The organism is Microbacterium sp. NPDC055502 (assembly GCF_053643635.1).
Window position 1 is genome coordinate 1,677,974 of the sequence record NZ_JBSHKJ010000001.1, and the last position, 18,442, is coordinate 1,696,415.

Genomic DNA, 18,442 nt, shown 5'->3' on the forward strand with positions numbered 1-18,442 from the left:
TCGGGAGGGTTGTCCGAGCGGCCGATGGAGCTGGTCTTGAAAACCAGTGGGCAGAGATGTCTCGTGGGTTCGAATCCCACACCCTCCGCATACCGAGCACGGCGAACCCACCGCGCCGTGCCGAATCCGAAAGGGCCCGAGTGAGCGACAACCGACGCCGTCATACCCTCGCGCGACACGGTCAGCAGCACACCCCCGGCACCCTGGGTCAGCTGATGAAGTTCATCGCGATCGGCCTGGCCGTGGTGCTGGTCAGTGGCATCGGTGTCGGCACCTACATCTTCTATGACTTCTCCAGCACGGTCTCCGCGAACGCGGTCGATCTCGACGGTCAGGAAGACGTTCCGCCGGACATCGGCGAGTACAAGGGTGGTTTCAACCTCGTTCTCACGGGCGTCGACACGTGCGAGGAGAAGTACAAGGACCTCTTCGGCGATCGCTGCACGGGTCGCGACGCGGGGGGCACGCTCAACGATGTGAACCTGCTGGTCCACGTCTCGCAGGAACCCCGGCGGATCACGGTGGTCAGCTTCCCGCGTGACCTCATGGTGCCGATCCCCGAGTGCAAGGACGAGGACGGCAACGTCCACTCCGCCATGAGCAAGCAGCCGCTCAACACCGCCTACACCGACGGCGGCCTCAACTGCGTCGTCCAGACGATCTCGCAGCTGACCGACCAGGAGGTGCAGTTCGCGGCATCCGTCACGTTCGGCGGCGTGATCGAGATCACCAACGCGATCGGTGGTGTGGAGGTCTGCCTGGCCAACCCGATCAAGGACCGCTACACGGGCCTCGACATGGAGGCGGGCACGCACTGGCTCCAGGGCCTCGAGGCGCTGCAGTTCCTGCGCACCCGGCACGGCGTCGGCGACGGCAGCGACCTGGGACGCATCGGCAACCAGCAGCAGTACATGTCGAGCCTCGCGCGCGCGCTGATCAGCAGCGACACCCTCGGCAACGTCCCGGTCATGCTGAAGCTCGCCAACATCGGCCTCCAGAACCTCGAGACCAGCACGTCGCTCGCCGATCCGATGAAGATCGCGCAGATCGCGCTCGCCGTGAAGTCCGTTCCCTTCGAGGACATCGTGTTCCTCCAGTACCCGACGAACCAGGACAGCGCCGACCCCAACAAGGTGGTTCCGAACACGCAGGCGGCTGACGTGATGTGGGATGCGATCGAGAAGAACGCCCAGCTCCAGGTCACGCATCAGAACACGAGCAACGACGGGGTGATCGTGGCGGAGCCCACCACCCCCGTGGAGGCGACGCCCGATCCCAACGCGACGCCGAGCGACGTGGTGGCGCTGCCCGACAGCATCAAGGGCAACTCGGCCGCACAGCAGACCTGCTCCAACGGCAACGTGCGCTGACGCGCCAGGCGTCGTCTCTGCGCGCGGCCGGGCGTGGACCCGTCCGCCCCAGAGCGATCGAGGCTCCAGCCGGCACGCACGGAGGGCGGGGGCGAGGTCTCACGACCTCGTGCCCGCCCTCTGTGCGTGGGGCGGTGCCCGGCGTCAGCGCGCGCGACGTGTGCGCGCGACGTGCGCTGCCACGAGCCCGGCGCCGATGAGCGCGAGCACCGTTCCGCCGGTCAGGACCCAGGGCGACGTGCTGCCGCCGGTGGTCGCGAGCGATCCGGCGCTCGGATCGGCCGGAGCCGCCGGAGCCGCCGGAGCCGCCGGGTGCGCGGGCGTGCCCGGCGTGCCGGGGTCAGCCGGGGTGCCGGGGTCGGCCGGGGCGCCGGGGTCGGCCGGGGCGCCGGGGTCGGCCGGGTCCACCGGCGGGGCCGCCGGGAAGGTGTTGGTGACGACGATCTCCGCCGTACCCGCGGCCTCATCCGTGACGGTCGCCGCTGGGCCGACGGCGACGCTCGCCGCGCCGCCGTTCTCCGTCTCGGTGGCGGTGCACACGCTGGAGACCGGTGCCGTGAGGGTCTGCGTCTCGGCACCGGTGAAGGTCAGGGTGCGGGGATAGTCGGGTGCCGACTCCCCCGCCCACTGGCAGTCGACGACGACGGCGAACGGCCCCGTCGGCGTCCCGGCTCCCTCGACCCTCTTGGTGATCGCCAGCTGTCCCACCCCGGTGCCGGCGCCCTCGCCGCCGGCGCTCAGGCGACGGACCGATCCGGGCGTGCTCCAGGACTCGCCGTCCGCCGTGACCGACAGGGTGTTGCGGTACACGTCGAGCGACGGGTCGGTCACGCTGTTCCGGAACTTGACCTGCACGATCTCGCCGTCGGCCACGGCGCGGCCCATCGTGACCGTGAGCTGCTGGGCGGTGCAGTCGACCGTGTAGTCGCCGGCGTCCACCGGCACGAGATCGGTGAGGAAGCCGTCGGCATCCGCCGTCGAGGTGTGCCGCACGAGGATCGGCGACGTGCAATCGACCTCTTGGCCGGGCTGTGCCGGGTCGTCGAACACGAGGGAGGAGAACGGGCCGCGGGGTGAGGCCACGGTCCATTGGAGGGCACCCTGCGGGTGGGTCGTGCCCTGATCGGCGAGGTCGGTCCAGGCGCCGGCCTTGCTGGGGGCGGTGCGGTCGATGCCCGGAACGCCCGTGGCCTCGATGCCATCGTCGAACGTGACGCCCCCGTCACCCGTGAACGTGATCGGCACGGTCGTGCCGGTCTGCGTGGTCTGGAACTCGGCCCAGAAGTGCGCCGTGCCGTGCACGGAGAGCGGGTGCGTGGTGACGTAGTCGGTGAGGGTGAAGGTCGCGAGCCCCTCGGGGGAGAGGGACGCCTCCGCGACCTCGGCGCCATCGGTGTCGGTCAGGGCGAACCCCTGGGTGAGCGCGAGCAGTTCGGGTGGGAGCTGCAGCGTGAACGTGTCGCCCGCGCGGGAGTCGTCGGGGACGCTCCACGCGAGGTCGATCTGCACGTCCGATCCGGCGTCGGCGCTGCTCTGCACCACCTCCACGCTGGTGATGGCTCCGTCGATGGTCGCCGCGGAGGCGGCCGACGCCGCAGCGAGAGAGCACGCGAGCAGTGCGGTGGAGGCGCCGGTGGCGGCGAGTGCGCGCGAGTATCTGGTCTTCGTCATTGATTGTCCTTCGTGAGCGCTGCCCCGGAGAGGCGAGTGGTGACACTAACGCGTAGCATGTTACCCTATGGCTGGGAGGGTCGAGCCCGTCGAGCTCGCGGAGGGGCCGAGCTCGGCAGGCGCGAAAGCACCAGCGGTGCGACGAACAAGGGGCGGTTCCTCTCCGACGGGAAAGGAACCGCCCCTTTTCGCCGTTCGGATCAGGCGCCGGGCGCGAAGACCTTCGGGGGATGCGTGGCGGCGACGAGGGCGCGAAGGTCTTCCAGCGTGCCGAGGGTCGCACCGCGTGCGCGGCCCTGGATCAGGACGTTCCCCAGGGCGGTCGCCTCGACCGGGCCCGCGAGGACCGGGAGGCCCGAGCGGTCGGCGGTCGCCTGGCAGAGCAGGTCGTTGAGCGCGCCGCCCCCGACCAGGTGGATGCGGTCGAGACTGCGGCCGGAGAGCTCGGCGGCCGTGTGCACCGCCTCGGCGAACGCCGCGGCGATGGACTCGATGATCGAGCGCACGAATGCCGCACGCGTCGACGGTGAAGGTTGCGGCAGCAGGGCGGCGATCCGGGCGGGCATGTCCCCCGGCGCGCTCAGCGACGGGTCGTTCGCGTCGAACACCGGGACCTGGTCGGTGACGGCCGACGCCACGGCCAGCAGTTCCGGCAGTGCGATCGGCGCACCGTCCTCGGCCTCCCACGCGCGCACCGTCTCACTGAGCAGCCAGAGCCCCGTGACGTTGTGCAGGAAGCGATACCGGCCGTCGGCTCCGCGCTCGTGCGTGAAGTTCGCCTCCCGCGCGTCGTCGGTGAGCACGGGTGCGCGCAGCTCGACGCCCACCAGGCCCCAGGTCCCGCACGAGATGAACGCGGACGAGGACGACTCCAGCGGAACGGCGACGACGGCGGACGCGGTGTCGTGCGAGGCCACCGCCACCACGGGCAGGCTCGCACCGATGCGTGCCGCGACCCCGGGGGTCAGCGTGCCGACGACCGTGCCGGCGTCGACGAGTTCGGGCAGGAGCCGTGGCGGGATCCCCGCCCTGACCGCGAGCTCGGTGTCCCATTCGCCCGACCGCACCCCGAGCAGGCCGGTGGTGGAGGCGTTCGTGCGCTCCGCCACGCGCCGGCCCGTGAGGAGGTACGCGAGGAGGTCGGGGATGAGTAGAGCCGTGTCCGCCTCCGTGAGACGCGGGTCGGCACGGAACTGGTACAGCGTGGTGAACGGCAGGAACTGCAGGCCGTTGCGCTCGTACAGCTCCGCGAAGGGCACCTCGCCATGCACCTCGGCCACGCCACGGGCGGTGCGGCGGTCGCGGTAGTGGAACGGCTCCCCGAGCAGCTCGCCGTCGCGCAGCAGCCCGTAGTCCACCGCCCAGGAGTCGATCCCGATGCTCTCGATGGACGGCTCGCGGCGGACGGCCTCGGCGAGCCCGTCCACCACGTGCTCGTACAGGGCGGCGAAGTCCCAGTGCAGTCCGTCGGCACGCTCCACCGCTCCGTGCGGGAACCGCGAGACGGGTTCCAGGTCGAGCACCCCGGGGCCGATGCGCCCGATCATGACCCGGCCGCTGGTCGCGCCCAGGTCGACCGCCGCCACCGCCCTGACCCTCGTGTCGTTCATCGGCCGGTGACCCTCATCGCAGGAACGCGGCGGCGACGCCGGAGTCGACGGGGATGTGCAGGCCGGTGGTGCGGCTCAGCTCCGGTCCGGTGAGCACGTAGACGGCATCGGCGACGTTCTCCGGCACGACCTCGCGCTTGAGGATCGTGCGGTTGGCGTAGAACTGGCCGAGGTCCTCTTCCTTGACACCGTACGTGGCGGCACGGTTGGCGCCCCAGCCCGACGCGAAGATGCCGGAGCCGCGCACGACGCCGTCGGGGTTGATGCCGTTGACCCGCACGCCGTGCTCGCCGAGCTCGACCGCGAGCAGCCGCACCTGGTGGGCCTGGTCGGCCTTGGTCGCGGAATAGGCGATGTTGTTCGGGCCCGCGAACACGGAGTTCTTCGACGAGATGTAGATGATGTCGCCGCCGAGCTTCTGATCGATCAGCACACGGGCCGCGGCCTTCGACACCAGGAACGAGCCCTTGGCCATGACGTCGTGCTGCAGGTCCCAGTCCTTCTCGGTCGTCTCCAGCAGCGGCTTCGACAGGGAGAGCCCCGCGTTGTTGACGACCAGGTCGACGCCGCCGAACGCGAGCAGGGCCTCGTCGAGCGCGGCCCGCACGGCCTCGGCATCCGCCACGTTCGCGGCGACGCCGATCGCGACGTCGGTGTTCCCGAGCTCGGCGGCCGCGGCCTGCGCCTTCTCGAGATCGAGATCGGCCACGACCACGCAGGCGCCCTCGGCGGCCAATCGGGTCGCGATCGCCTTGCCGATGCCGGAGGCGGCGCCGGTGACGAACGCGATGCGACCCTGGTGGGTCTTCGGCTTCGGCAGCCGCTGGAGCTTGGCCTCCTCCAGCGCCCAGTACTCGATGCGGAACTTCTCGGCGTCGGAGATCGGGGCGTAGCTCGACACGGCCTCGGCGCCGCGCATGACGTTGATCGCGTTGACATAGAACTCGCCGGCGACGCGCGCGGTCTGCTTGTTCGCGCCGTAGGAGAACATGCCCACGCCGGGCACGAGCACGATGAGCGGGTCGGCGCCGCGGATGGCGGGGGAGTCGGGGGTGGCGTGCGCGTCGTAGTAGGCCCGGTAGTCGGCGCGGTACTGCGTGTGCAGCTCGTGCAGACGCGCGATCTGCTCGTCGACGGTCGCCGTGGGGGGCAGGTCGAGGATCAGCGGCTTCACCTTGGTGCGCAGGAAGTGATCGGGGCAGCTGGTGCCCAGGGCCGCGAGGGCGGGCGCCTTCTCGGCTGCGAGGAAGTCGAGCACGACGGCGTCGTCCGTGAAGTGCCCCACCATCGGCTTGTCGGTCGAGGCGATGCCGCGGATGGTGCCGGCGAGGGCCGCGGCCCGACGGCGACGGTCGGCCTCGGGGAGCGCCTCGAACCCCGGGCGGACGGGACCGAACGGCTCGGCGCGGCCGTGGTCGGCGAGGTACGCCGCCGCGGTGTCGATGATCCAGAGGGAGTTCGCCTCGGCCTCGTCGGAGGTGTCGCCCCACGCCGTGATGCCGTGCCCGCCGAGGATGCAGCCGATCGCGGCGGGGTTCTCCGCCTTGATGGCGGCGATGTCGAGTCCGAGCTGGAAACCAGGGCGCCGCCACGGCACCCACACCACGCGGTCGCCGAAGATCGCGGTCGTCAGGGCCTCGCCGTCGGCGGCGGTCGCGATCGCGATGCCCGAGTCAGGGTGCAGGTGGTCGACGTGTGCCGCGTCGACGAGTCCGTGCATGGCCGTGTCGATCGAGGGGGCTGCCCCGCCCTTGCCGTGCAGGCAGTAATCGAACGCGGCGACCATCTCGTCTTCGCGGTCGATTCCGGGATACACGTCGACGAGCGCCCGCATCCGGTCGAGGCGCAGCACGGCGAGGCCGCTCTCGGTGAGGGTGCCCAGGTCGCCGCCCGAGCCCTTGACCCACAGCAGTTCGACGGGCTGCCCGGTGACGGGATCGATCTCGGTGCCCTTGGCCGAGGTGTTGCCCCCGGCGTAGTTGGTGTTCTTCGGGTCTGCGCCCAGACGGTTGCTCCGCGCGATCAGCTCGGCGGCGGTCGGGTTGGTCATGAGGATCTCCTGCACCATCGGGGGAGCGCCGGAGCGCTGTTAAGTCCTGTGAAAGATAACACGATCTGACGCTAGCGCCAAGGGTCAGCGCACCTCGGCGATCCCCCGGAAGGGGTCGAGGCGCTCATCCGCCGGATCGAGATCGGTGATCAGCACGTCCACCTGCGCGGGCTCGAGGGCGCGGGCGACCGACCGACGACCCAGCTTGGTCGCATCGACGCAGAGCACCGTGGTGCTCGCCTGCGCGGCCAGCGCCCGCTTGACCTCGGCCTCCTCCACCGACACCTCGGAAGAGCCGTCGATCTCGTCGAGGGCATCGGCCGAGGCGAAGAACACGTCGAAGTACACCGCCTGCAGGCTGCGGAGGGCGAGGGGTCCGATCAGGCTGCCCGTGGTCGGCTCGGCGGTGCCGCCCGACAGCACCGCGGTCACCCCCTCCCGCGGCTGCAGCAGCTGGAAGGTCTCGACGGCGTTGGTGTACACGGCGAGTGCGTCGCGCGTTCCGAGCACCGCGGCGAGCGTGCTGATCGTCGTCGACGCGTCGAGGGCCACCGTCCCGGCGGCCGGCACCAGGTGCAGCGCCTTCTCGGCGATCACCCTCTTGGCGCTCGCCCGCATGCTGCGCCGGGCGTCGAAGGGCCGGGCGCGGGGAGCCGCTGTCGCCCCGCCGCGCACCCGTCGCACCCGCCCCTCGGCCTCGAGTTCGAGGAGGTCGCGCCGGATCGTCATCGACGACACCGCGAACAGCTCCGCTGCCCCGTCGATCGAGACGCCCTCGGGGCCTTCGGCCATCGCGACCAGCTCGTCGCGGCGGCGCTGAGCGTCGAGGTTTCCGGAAAGAGCCATACCGGGAATCTAGCCGGTGGGCGTGCGCTGCCGACCGCCGCGATCGACGAGCGTGGTCGGCACGAGGTGGAGGGCGGGTGGCGCGGCGGCGTCCCCCGCGATGCGGTCGAGCAGGGTGGTGGCGGCCAGGGCGCCCAGTGCGGCGACGTCGTAAGCCACCACGCGCAGCGGCCGCGGCAGCATCCACGACAGCTCGAAGTCGTCGAAGCCGGTCACCGCGACGTCGGCGTCACGCCGCGTGAGCTCTTCGAGGGCTCCGACCGTCGCGCGGTTGTTGCCGCAGAACAGGGCCGTCGGCGGGCGGGGGCCGTCGAGGAGGCGCGCCGTGGCAGCCGCGGCGTCCTGCGGGGTGTGGATGCCCGTGACGAGGAGCGACGGATCGAGCGCGCGGCCCGCGGCGGCGAACGCCTCCTCGGCCCCGGCCAGCCGCTCGCGCATCGTGTAGATCTCCGTCGCGTCGAGCAGGAGCCCGATCCGCTCATGCCCGCCCAGCAGTTCGGCGACCGCCGCGCGTGCACCGCCGCGGTTGTCGAGCAGCACGGTGTCGGCGGGGATGCCGTCGCCCGGGCGGTCGAGGAACACGACCGGCGTGCCGTGGGCGACCTCGGGCGCCAGGTAGCCGTGATCGGTCGCGGCGGGGACCAGGATCAGGCCGCCCACCCGGCGCTGGCAGAGGTCGAGGGCGAGGCGGCGCTCGACGGCGGGATCCTCCTCGCTGGAGGCCATCAGGACGTGCAGACCCCGCTGTGACGCGACGGCCGACACGGCCGCGGCGATCCCCATCGAGAAGGAGTTGGAGAGGTCGGCGGCGAGGAACCCGATGGTGTCGTTGGTGCCGGAGCGCAGGCTCGCCGCGAGGGCGTTGCGGTGGTATCCGAGGCGGTCGATGGCCTCGCGCACGCGGTCGGCCAGGGCGGGGTCGACGTTGGGCTCCGCGTTGATGACGCGCGAGACGGTCTTCAGACTGACCCCCGCCGCGGCGGCCACGTCGTTCATCGTCGGCCTGCCGCTGCCGCGCATCGTGCGCCCTCCGCTCACCACCTCTCCACGATAGGAGCGTGCGCGCCGTTCACCCGCGCGGCGCGACGGCCGCGCCCGACTGATGCGAGGCGATGGCCGCCGCGAAGATCCGATGCGTCGCGGCCGCCTCCTCCGGTCGCACGGTGCCGAAGCCGTCGCCGAGGAGCCCCTGATGCTCGGCGAGGAACGCCGCCCACATCTGCAGGATCGCATCCGAGAAGCCCGACTCGAAGTTCGGCCCGGTCACCGTGGGCCACACCGACTGGCTGCCGGCGTCGATGCGCTGCCAGCTCTGCTCGCGCCCGACCCCCGGCACGTCGATCAGCGCGAACACCTGCACCTCCTTGGGGTTCTTGGTGCTGAAGCGCACGGCGCCCTCCATGCCGATCGCCTCGAACTCCCAGGTGTTCTTCTCGCCGGGGGCGATCCGCTTGGTCTCGGTCGTGAGCGGGAACCGCGCCCCGTCGTGCGTCGCCCACGAGTGCAGGACGGCGTTGTCCCAGGTGTCGCACGGCTGCGGGGTGCCGTCGGGTCCCGGCCGTTCGGTGACGATGTCCTGCAGCACGCCGCTGACGGTCTCGGGCATCCAGCCGAGGCGCAGCGGCACGTGCCAGGTGTGCATGCCGAGGTCGTTGAGCACCCCGGCCTCGCCGCAGAACCGCTGCTGGCGCTTCCAGTTCAGCGGCTTCGCCGTATCGAGGTCGCTGGCGTGCAGGAACGCGCAGCGCGCCTCGACGATGCGACCGAGCGCCCCGGAGCGCACGTAGTCGACCGCCCACTGGGCGCCGGGGAAGTACGGCATCTCACTCGACACCCGTACGAACGACCCGGGGGTCTCGTCGATCGCCCGGAGGATCGCGTCGGCGGCGGCCCCGTCGATGCCGAAGGGCTTCTCGGCCAGCAGGGCCTTGCCCGCCCGGATCGTGTCGACGTAGAGCTGCTCATGCAGGTCGTGGCGGACGGCGATGTAGACCACGTCGATGTCGGGATCGGCCAGCAGTTCGTGATGGTCGGTGGTGGTGAGGCGCACGGTGTCGATCCCGGCGAACCACTCCAGGGCCGCGGGGTTGATGTCGCACACCGCGACGAGCTGCGGGTCGGCGGGGTGGTCGACGAGCGCGGGCCAGCGGCGCAGGGCCGCCGCGATCTCTCGGCCCATCAGACCCCCGCCGATGATGCCGACGTTCACGCGGCGCCCGCTCATCGCGTCGCTCCGATCAGGCGGAGCGCGTCGTCGACCGAGGCGTCGTCGTGCACCACGGCCATCAGGGCTGCGGTGATGCCCCGGGGGTCGTCGTGCTGGATGACGTTGCGGCCGTACACGATGCCGCGGGCACCCTGCGCGAGGACGGCGACCGTGCGCTCGAGGAGCGTGCGATCGTCGACGCGTCCGCCGCCGCGCACCAGGACCGGGGTGTCGCCGGCGGCCTGGATGACGCGGTGGTAGTCGGAGATCTCGTCGGTGGGATCGGCCTTGATGAGGTCGGCCCCGAGCTCCCTGGCCTGCCGCACGAGCGTGACGATCTTGGCGGTGTCGCCGTCCACCGCATAACCCCCCGCGCCCGCCCGGGTCTGCATCACCAGCGGCTCGATCATCAGGGGCATGCCGTAACGCTCGGCGTCGGTGCGCAGCGCGAGGATCGACCGGATGCACTGCTCGCGCACCTCGGGGTGGCCGGGGAGGTCGAGCAGGTTCACGCACACGGCGACCGCGTCGAGCCGCACCGCCACCTCGATCGCGTCGGGCACGTGGATCGAGTGCAGAGGCGACTCCAGCGGGTCGTTGTAGACGTTGGCGATGTCGGTGCGCAGCACGAGGCCGGGCTTCTGCTTGCCGGGGACGGACTGCAGCAGCGGGGCCTGGCCGAGCGTCAGCTGGATCGCATCCGGGCCCGCGTCGACGAGGGTGCGGACGGTCGCGGCCATGTCCTCGATGCCGGTGAGGAACGAGTGCTCGTGGAAGGCCCCGTGGTCGACGGCCACGTCGAGGGCGCGACCGGAGCGGGCGTGGAACAGGCGGTGGAGGCGAGGCTTCGTCATCGATGGTGCTCTCTGCGTGAGGGTGGCGCGGCGATGCGCACGATCAGTATGCAGAGACGAGACAACGTTGTCAATCGCGACGATCCGGGCTGCGCGGGCGCCTGCTACGGTGGCCGCACGCGCGCCAGGACGGCGCGGGAGAAGGGCGGGCGATGGTGGCGGAGCTGTACGGGGCGCCGATCGACGAGGCCTGGCGACGGCTCGGACACCGCGGGCAGGCCGTGACGGTGGAGTCGTCGCTGCGGACCGACGGACCGGACGCGGGGAGCCGTCGGATCCGGGTCGTCAACGGCGACCTCGACCTCGAGATCCTGCCCGATCGCGGCCTCGACCTGGGGCAGCTGCGGGTCGCGGGCATGCCCTTCGCGTGGACCTCGGTGACCGGATTCCCCCCGATCGTCCCCGGGCCGGACGACGACGGCTGGCTCCGGTCGTTCGGGGGCGGGCTGCTGACGACCTGCGGACTGCGCAGCTTCGGAGCGCCGTCCGTCGACGAGGGTGAGGCGCATCCGCTGCACGGCCGATACTCGTCGCTGCGCGCCGAGGTCACGCGCACCGAGGTGACCGACCGCGAGGTCGTGGTCGAGGGCACGGTCCGCGAGGTCGAGGTCTTCGGGGTGCACCTCGAACTCCGGCGCCGCATCAGCACGCCGATCGGGTCGCGCCTGGTCCGGGTGCAGGACCTCGTGGTCAACCGCGGGGCGGCCGCCGTGGAGCCCATGGTGCTCTACCACCTCAACCTCGGCTGGCCGCTGGTCGACGAGGGGACCGTGCTGCACTCGCCGGCGACCGCTGTCGAGCCCCGGGACGCGCAGGCGCGGGCGGGCCTCGGCTCGTGGGACCGCTTCCCGGCCCCGGCGGAGTCGTATCCCGAGCAGGTGTTCCGCCACGAGCTGCCGCTTCGGGAGCGGGTCGACATCGTCGTCGAGAGCCCGCGCGGGGCGGCGGTCCGCATCGCCGTCGACACCGCACGCCTGCCGGCGCTGTTCCAGTGGCGCGTCGCCGAGGAGCGCGGCCACGTCGTCCTGGGGATCGAGCCGGCGACCGTGCCGACGATCCTCGGCCGGGCCGATGCGCGGGCTCGCGGACTGCTGCGCCCGCTGGCGCCCGGCGGGGTGCTCGAACTGGGCGTCGACGTCGAGGTGGCGCCCGGCGGGTGACCGCTCGCAGCGGTGGGCTGCGATCGAATCGGCGCTTGACAACGTTGTCGACCCGGTCGCATGATGTTCCCATCGAACTCGCGATGGCCGCGGATTCAACGATGACAACGATGTCGAGGTGGCAATGGAGCACGAGCGCGACGAGTCGAGCGCGACGGTGGGCACCCAGCGTGACGGGCGCCGCCGGGCGCGCATCACCGACGTGGCGCAGCTCGCCGGCGTGAGCATCAAGACCGTCTCGCGCGTCGTCAACGGCGAGAGCGGCGTGCTTCCCGAGACCCGCGAACGCGTCGCCGCCGCGGTGCTCGAGCTCGGCTTCGTGCCCGACCGTCGCGCCCGGTCGCTCAAGCGCGGCGACACCGACACCATCGGCATCCTCATCGACGCCATCTCCGACCCGTTCTTCGCCGCGTTCGTCAGCGCCGTCGAGGAGCTCGCCGTCGCCGAGGGCCTCAACGTGCTCTTCGCCAGCACCGTGCACGACGCCGCACAGGAGCGCGAACAGCTCGAACGTCTCACCGGCGACCGCCTGCGCGGGCTCATCATCTCGCCTTTCGCGATCGAGTCCGCCGAGCTGGCGGCGCTGCGGCAGCGGTTCCCGGTGATCTGCGTCGACCGTTCGCGCGAAGGCATCGACTCGATCGTCGTCGACGACTACGGCGCCACGCTCGAAGCCGTCCGCGGCTTCCTCTCCCGCGGGCACCGCCGCATCGGCTTCATCGGCGAGGAGATCCCGTACCCCACCGTGTTCGAGCGCCTGAGCGCCTACCGCGACGCCCACGCCGAGGCCGGGGTCGAGGTGGACGAGAGCCTGATCATCGCGCAGGGCCGCCACCGCGAAGAGCGGTCGATCAGCGAGCTGCTCGCCCGCCCCGACGCGCCGACGGCCCTCTTCTGCGCCACCAGCCCCGCCGCCATCGCGACCATCCACGTGCTCAGTGCCGACCGCGTGCCGATGCCCGCGCTGATCTCGTTCGGCGACTTCCAGTTCGCCGACGTGTTCACCCCCGGCATCACCTGCGTCGACCAGGACCCCCGGCTGATCGGCGAGGCGACGTTCCGGCGGCTGATGCAGCTCGGCGCCGACCCCCAGGCCGAGCCGGAGCACATCGTCGTCCCCACCCGCCTCATCGCCCGCGGCTCGGGCGAGATGGCCCCCGAGCGCGACGCATCGGCCCGCCCGATCGGAGACCTGCGATGAACCCGGTCCTGCTGCCGCCCAACCCCGTCCAGCACTTCTACCGCGGCGGCGACCGCATCGCGGCGCTGCGCGGGATCGAGCCGGAGACCGACCACCAGCCCGAGGAGTGGCTGGGCGCGACGGTGTCGCGGTTCGGCACGCCGGACACCGGTCTCGCCGTCACCGCCGACGGCGCCCTGCTGCGCGACCTCGTGACCGCCGACCCCGCGGCCTGGACCGGCCCGGGGAGCGGAGCCGACGCGGGCGACGTGGGACTGCTGGTCAAGCTGCTCGACGCCCGCCAGCGCCTCCCCGTGCACGTGCACCCCGACCGGGCGTTCGCCACGAGCCACCTGGACTGCCCGTACGGCAAGACGGAGGCGTGGTTCGTGCTCGACACCGAGCCCGACAGCGCCGTGCACCTCGGCTGGAACACCGACCTCGACCGGGCCGAGCTGGACCGCCGCCGCGACGCCCAGGACAGCGAGTGGATGCTCGCGCACATGAACCGCGTCGTCGTGCGCGAGGGCACGGGCATCCTCGTGCCCGCCGGCACCGCGCACGCCATCGACGGCGGCATCTTCGTCGCCGAGGTGCAGGAGCCCACCGACTTCTCCATCCTGCTGGAGTGGTCGGTCACCACCTCGACCCGCGAGGAGTCGCACCTGGACCTCGGCTTCGACGCCGTGATGCCCGCCGTCTCGGCCGACCGCCTCGCCCCCGAGCAGCTCGCCGCACTGATCAGCGACGCGGGCACGACGCCCGCCGGCCCGCGCTTCCGCTCGCTCCTGCCCGCCGCCGCCGACCCCTTCTTCCGCCTCTGGGACGCGGCCGTCTCCGGGGACGTCTCGACCGAGCGCCCTGCCGGCTTCGGCGTCGTGCTGGTGCAGGAGGGGGAGGGCGAGCTGGTCGGCGCGTCCGGCCGGATCGCCGTCTCGCACGGCCAGGCCTTCGCCGTGCCGCACGCCTTCGGCGCCTGGCATCTCGCGGGTGACGCGCGCGTGCTCGTCGCCGAGCCGGGCGCGGGATGGCCGACCACGCTCACCGGGACCGGGATCCGATGAACGGCTACGTCGTCGGCGTCGACATGGGATCGACCAGCATCAAGCTCCTCGTCGCCGACACCGACGGACGCCAGGTGCTCGTCGCGAGCCGCCGGTCGCCGTGGACGAGCCGTGAGCACGGCCGCGCCGAGATGCCCGCCGCGGTCGCCGTCGACACCGTCCGCGAGCTCGCCCACGAGGCCGACGTCCTGCTGCGCGTGCACGGCCCCTACCGCGTGCTCGCGCTCGGGGTGTCGGGCATGGCCGAGGCCGGCGTGCTGCTGGACGCCGCCGGAGAGCCCGCGGCGCCCGTCATGGCCTGGTTCGACCCGCGCGGTGCCGCCGAGATCCTCGCGACCCCCGACGCCTTCCGCGCGGAGTTCCTCGGACGGACCGGACTGCCGGTGGGCCCGCTGGCCTCCATCGCCAAGATCCTGCACCTGCGCGAGTCCGGGGTGGACCTGCGCGGACGCACCTTCCTCACCGTGCCGGAGCTGGTGGTGCACGCCCTCGGCGGCCCCCGCGTCGCCGAGTACTCCCTGGCATCGCGCACCGGGCTGCTCGACCAGGACGACAGCACCCCGTGGGACGCCGCCTTCGAGGTGCTCGGCGTGGGCGACGACCTGCTCGCGGAGCGCGTCGGCGCGGGCAGCGCCGTGGGCATCCTCTCGGACGACGCCATGCCCGACGGCTTCCGCGGCGCCGTGCTCACCGTCGCCGGCCACGACCACCTCGTCTCCGCCGTCGCGGTGGGCGCCGTCCACAGCGGACAGCTGTACGACTCGATGGGCACGGCCGAGGCGCTGGTGCGGGTGCTCGACGGCCCGCTGCCGTTCGACGCGCGCGAACGGCTCGCCCTCGCCGGCATCAACACCGTGCGTCATGTGCTGCCGGGCAAATACGTGCTGCTCGCCGGCACGAAGTCCGGTCTGCTCATGCGGCGCGTGCTGCAGCTGCTGGGCATCGCCGACGCCGCCGGCCGGGCGCGGATCGATGAAGCCGTGATGGCGCTGCCCGTCACCGGCACGCTCGCCGACGGGGCCCTCGCGGTCAGCGGTGCCCGCAACGACGACGGCGAGCTGAAGATCGTCGCGAACGGCGACGGCCTCGACCCGGCGGAACTGTTCACCGCGACGCTGCTGCACGGCAACGACATGTGCGCCGAGCTCATGGAGGTCATGGACCGCGAGGTCGCGCCGCCCACCTCGACCGTGCTGACCGGGGGCTGGTCGAGCATGGCGAGCGTCGTCCGCGCGCGCCGACTCGTGCTGCCCGATGTCACGGTCGCCACGCACGACGAGGCCACCGCCTACGGAGCCGCGCTGTTCGCCGCGTTCGCCGCGAGCACCCGCACCGACTTCGAGAGCGTGGCCGCGGCGTTCCGCTCCGGCCACTCCGATCACGACAACAGCAAGGGAAGGAGCTGACCCATGTCGCTCAGTTCTACGGTTCCGGTTCTCCAGGCGCGCGGACTCTCGCGCCAGTTCGGCCACGTGCGCGCGCTGAACGACGTCGACTTCGAGGTGTATCCGGGGGAGGTGACGGCCCTCATCGGCGACAACGGCGCCGGCAAGTCGACGCTCGTCAAGGCGCTCTCGGGCAACCTCGCCGTCGACTCCGGCACGATCCTGTTCGACGGCGAAGAGGCCGACATGTCCACGCCGTCCGCGGTGAGCGCGCTCGGCGTCGAGACCGTCTACCAGGACCTCGCACTCGCGCCCCACCTCGACCCGGTGCAGAACATGTACCTCGGCCGCGAGCTGCGCCAGAGCGGCGTCGCCGGCGCCCTCGGCTTCATGAAGACCAAGGAGATGCGCGCCCAGTCGCGGGCCGCCTTCGACGAGCTGGGCGCCACCGTGCGCTCGCTCACCTCACCGGTGGGGGAGATGTCGGGCGGCCAGCGGCAGGCCATCGCCATCGCCCGCGCCGTGCACTGGGCCTCGCGCGTGGTGTTCCTCGACGAGCCCACCGCGGCGCTGGGCGTGCGGCAGACGCAGAACGTGCTCGAGACGATCCGCCGGGTGCGCGACAAGGGCATCGCCGTGGTGTTCATCTCGCACTCCATGCCGCACGTCATGGAGGTCTCCGACCGCATCCAGGTACTGCGCCTGGGCACGCGCGTCGCCAACATCCCCGCCGCCGACACCTCCATGGAGGAGCTCGTCGGCCTCATGACCGGCGCCGTGACCCGCGACGCCGCCCCGCCCGTGGCCGACGTCGCCCCCGAAGGCGACGTCGCCGAGACCTCCGCCGCTGACAAGGAGCCGAACCGATGAGCACGACGAAGCCCCCCACGGAGACCGTGGCGATCGGCACCCTCGAGGAGCCGAAGAACGGCTACTTCCGCAACCTGCTCCGCGCCCAGGCCTTCCAGATCCTGCTCGTGCTGATCGCGATCGTCGTCGTGTTCAGCCTGCTGGCACCCGACACTTTCGCGCAGTGGTCGAACTTCCGGCTGATCATCCAGAACGCCTCGATCCTCGCCGTGCTCGCCGTCGGCATGACCTACGTGATCATCACGGCAGGCATCGACCTGTCGATCGGCTCGGTGCTGGTGTTCTCCGGCGTCGTCTCGGCCATGGTCATGCGCGCCATCGGCGGGGCGGGCTGGGGCACGGCCGTGGTCGGCATCCTCGTCGCGATCGCCTGCGGCATCGGGTGGGGACTGCTCAACGGGTTCCTCATCGCCAAGGCGAAGATCCCGCCGCTGATCGTCACGCTCGGCACGCTGGGCATGTCGCTCGGCCTCGCGCAGATCCTCACCGGCGGCGTCGACATCCGTGAGGTGCCCGCCGTGCTGACCACCACCATCGGCTACGGCAACGTGCTCGGCACGATCCCCACCATCTCGGTCATCGCCCTCGTAATCATCGTGATCGGCGGAGTGGTGCTGCACTTCACCCGTTTCGGCCTGCACACCTACGCGGTCGGATCGAGCGAGCTCGCCGCGCGACGGGTGGGCGTGAAGGTGGACCGCCACCTCATCGCGATCTACACCCTCTCCGGCGGTCTCGCCGGCGTCGCGGGCATCCTCTCGCTGTCGCAGTTCTCCACCACCGCGATCGCCGGGCAGTCGCAGACCAACCTCAACGTGATCGCCGCGGTCGTCATCGGCGGCACGAGCCTCTTCGGCGGCGTCGGCACCATCGTCGGCACCGTCGTGGGCCTGTTCATCCCCGCGGTGCTGCAGAACGGCTTCGTCATCACCGGCGTGCCGCCGTTCTGGCAGCAGGTCGCCGTCGGCGCGGTGCTCATCACCGCCGTCTACGTCGACCAGGTCCGCCGCTCGGCCGCCATGCGCGGCAACTCCCAGAGCCTCTGGCGCAAGTTCGTCAGCGGGGGCCGGCGTACCTGACGCCCGGCCCACCACCATCCACACACAGTCAAGAGAAGAACGGTGATCACAATGAAGTGGAACAGGAAAGCGATCAGCATCGCCGCACTCGGCGCGTCCGCGACGCTCATCCTCGCCGGTTGCGCAGGCGGGGGCGGAGACGCGGGCGGCGACGGCGGATCCGGCGGCGGCGACGACGGCTACAACATCGCGTTCGTGCAGGGCGTGGCCGGAGACGAGTTCTACATCTCCATGCAGTGCGGCATCGAAGAAGCGGCCAAGGAGGCCGGAGCGACGGTGCAGGTGCAGGGCCCGGAGAAGTTCGACCCGACGCTGCAGAAGCCGATCGTCGACGCACTCGTCGCCTCCAAGCCCGACGCGCTGCTCATCGCCCCGACCGACGTGACCGCGATGCAGGCGCCCATCCAGGCCGCAGCCGACGCCGGCATCAAGGTCGTCCTCGTCGACACCACCCTGGAGGACCCGTCGATGGCGGTCTCCCAGATCGCGTCGGACAACGAGGGCGGTGGCGCCGCGGCGTTCGAGGCCATCCAGAAGGCGCACCCCGAGGGCGGCAAGGTGCTCGTGGTCTCGATCGACCCCGGCATCTCCACGTCGGACGCGCGCGGTGAGGGCTTCGAGAAGGCCGTCGCCGAGGACTCGAAGTTCGAGTCGCTGGGCATCGAGTACTCGCACAACGAGCCCGCGGAGGCCGCCCGCATCGTGACCGCCGCGCTGCAGGCCAACCCGGACATCGTCGGCATCTTCGCCGCCAACCTGTTCGCCGCCGAGGGCACCGCGACCGGCATCCAGCAGGCCGGCAAGCAGGGCGAGGTGACCGTGGTCGGCTTCGACGCCGGACCCGCGCAGGTCGAGGCGCTCCGCAACGACGTCGTCCAGGCGCTCGTCGCCCAGGAGCCGGCCACCATCGGCAAGGACGGCGTCGCCCAGGCGCTCGCCGCCCTCGAGGGAGACGCCACCGAGGAGAAGATCCAGACCGGGTTCACGGTCATCACCAAGGAGAACATCGACACCGACGGCGCCGACGCCGTCTACAAGTCGACCTGCTGACACCCCCTCCGGCGACCGGGGGATCCCCCGGTCGCCGGAGTCACCCC

15 protein-coding genes and 1 tRNA gene are annotated in these 18,442 nt (G+C 71.7%); 9 read left to right on the forward strand and 7 right to left on the reverse strand.

Annotated elements, in window-relative coordinates; translation table 11 throughout:
* Nucleotides 1–3 precede the first annotated feature (3 nt).
* Nucleotides 4–88: transfer RNA gene (locus ACWH95_RS08195), tRNA-Ser, on the forward strand.
* Nucleotides 89–140: 52 nt separating this feature from the next.
* Entirely contained in the window at nucleotides 141–1,370 is a 1,230-nt protein-coding gene (locus ACWH95_RS08200; protein ID WP_454120501.1) for an LCP family protein, read from the forward strand.
* Nucleotides 1,371–1,514: 144 nt separating this feature from the next.
* Here the strand turns inward: ACWH95_RS08200 and ACWH95_RS08205 are convergent, their stop codons facing one another.
* The 7 genes from ACWH95_RS08205 to ACWH95_RS08235 all read right to left on the reverse strand — a co-directional run bounded on the left by ACWH95_RS08205 (nucleotide 1,515) and on the right by ACWH95_RS08235 (nucleotide 10,607).
* Nucleotides 1,515–3,041 (reverse strand): Ig-like domain-containing protein, encoded by a 1,527-nt coding sequence (locus ACWH95_RS08205; RefSeq protein ID WP_454120502.1) that lies wholly within the window; start codon nucleotides 3,039–3,041, stop codon nucleotides 1,515–1,517.
* Between the two features lie 200 nt (nucleotides 3,042–3,241).
* A complete protein-coding gene (locus ACWH95_RS08210; protein WP_247638328.1) occupies nucleotides 3,242–4,651 on the reverse strand; it encodes a rhamnulokinase in 1,410 nt (469 codons plus the stop codon).
* Between the two features lie 13 nt (nucleotides 4,652–4,664).
* Nucleotides 4,665–6,701: a bifunctional aldolase/short-chain dehydrogenase gene (locus ACWH95_RS08215; RefSeq protein WP_247638329.1), complete on the reverse strand. Its 2,037-nt coding sequence runs from the start codon at nucleotides 6,699–6,701 to the stop codon at nucleotides 4,665–4,667.
* Nucleotides 6,702–6,785: 84 nt separating this feature from the next.
* Nucleotides 6,786–7,547, reverse strand: a complete 762-nt coding sequence (locus ACWH95_RS08220) for a DeoR/GlpR family DNA-binding transcription regulator (protein WP_454120503.1) — start codon at nucleotides 7,545–7,547, stop codon at nucleotides 6,786–6,788.
* 9 nt (nucleotides 7,548–7,556) lie between these two features.
* The gene (locus ACWH95_RS08225) at nucleotides 7,557–8,585 is read right to left on the reverse strand and encodes a LacI family DNA-binding transcriptional regulator (protein WP_240753285.1); all 1,029 of its coding nucleotides are present in this window, start codon (nucleotides 8,583–8,585) and stop codon (nucleotides 7,557–7,559) included.
* A 31-nt stretch (nucleotides 8,586–8,616) separates the two neighbouring features.
* The gene (locus tag ACWH95_RS08230; RefSeq protein ID WP_454120504.1) at nucleotides 8,617–9,771 is read right to left on the reverse strand and encodes a Gfo/Idh/MocA family protein; all 1,155 of its coding nucleotides are present in this window, start codon (nucleotides 9,769–9,771) and stop codon (nucleotides 8,617–8,619) included.
* Complete coding sequence (locus ACWH95_RS08235) at nucleotides 9,768–10,607, reverse strand: class I fructose-bisphosphate aldolase (protein ID WP_136028615.1); 840 nt, start codon at nucleotides 10,605–10,607, stop codon at nucleotides 9,768–9,770. The genes ACWH95_RS08230 and ACWH95_RS08235 overlap by 4 nt, the downstream gene beginning before the upstream one ends.
* A 152-nt stretch (nucleotides 10,608–10,759) precedes the next feature.
* Here ACWH95_RS08235 and ACWH95_RS08240 point away from each other — a divergent pair, with 152 nt between their 5' ends.
* The 7 genes from ACWH95_RS08240 to ACWH95_RS08270 all read left to right on the forward strand — a co-directional run bounded on the left by ACWH95_RS08240 (nucleotide 10,760) and on the right by ACWH95_RS08270 (nucleotide 18,395).
* Nucleotides 10,760–11,767, forward strand: coding sequence for an aldose 1-epimerase family protein (locus ACWH95_RS08240; RefSeq protein ID WP_454120505.1), 1,008 nt, complete (start codon nucleotides 10,760–10,762; stop codon nucleotides 11,765–11,767).
* A gap of 124 nt (nucleotides 11,768–11,891) precedes the next feature.
* The gene (locus ACWH95_RS08245; RefSeq protein WP_206251804.1) at nucleotides 11,892–12,968 is read left to right on the forward strand and encodes a LacI family DNA-binding transcriptional regulator; all 1,077 of its coding nucleotides are present in this window, start codon (nucleotides 11,892–11,894) and stop codon (nucleotides 12,966–12,968) included.
* Entirely contained in the window at nucleotides 12,965–14,011 is a 1,047-nt protein-coding gene (locus tag ACWH95_RS08250) for a class I mannose-6-phosphate isomerase (RefSeq protein ID WP_378822456.1), read from the forward strand. Before ACWH95_RS08245 ends, ACWH95_RS08250 begins: the two co-directional genes overlap by 4 nt.
* Nucleotides 14,008–15,417 (forward strand): FGGY-family carbohydrate kinase, encoded by a 1,410-nt coding sequence (locus ACWH95_RS08255; protein ID WP_454120506.1) that lies wholly within the window; start codon nucleotides 14,008–14,010, stop codon nucleotides 15,415–15,417. Before ACWH95_RS08250 ends, ACWH95_RS08255 begins: the two co-directional genes overlap by 4 nt.
* A 3-nt stretch (nucleotides 15,418–15,420) precedes the next feature.
* On the forward strand, nucleotides 15,421–16,266 hold the full coding sequence (locus ACWH95_RS08260; protein ID WP_136037227.1) for an ATP-binding cassette domain-containing protein: 846 nt from the start codon (nucleotides 15,421–15,423) through the stop codon (nucleotides 16,264–16,266).
* Entirely contained in the window at nucleotides 16,263–17,345 is a 1,083-nt protein-coding gene (locus tag ACWH95_RS08265; protein WP_136028609.1) for an ABC transporter permease, read from the forward strand. Before ACWH95_RS08260 ends, ACWH95_RS08265 begins: the two co-directional genes overlap by 4 nt.
* A 51-nt stretch (nucleotides 17,346–17,396) precedes the next feature.
* Nucleotides 17,397–18,395, forward strand: a complete 999-nt coding sequence (locus ACWH95_RS08270) for an ABC transporter substrate-binding protein (protein WP_136028622.1) — start codon at nucleotides 17,397–17,399, stop codon at nucleotides 18,393–18,395.
* The last annotated feature ends 47 nt before the right edge of the window (nucleotides 18,396–18,442 follow it).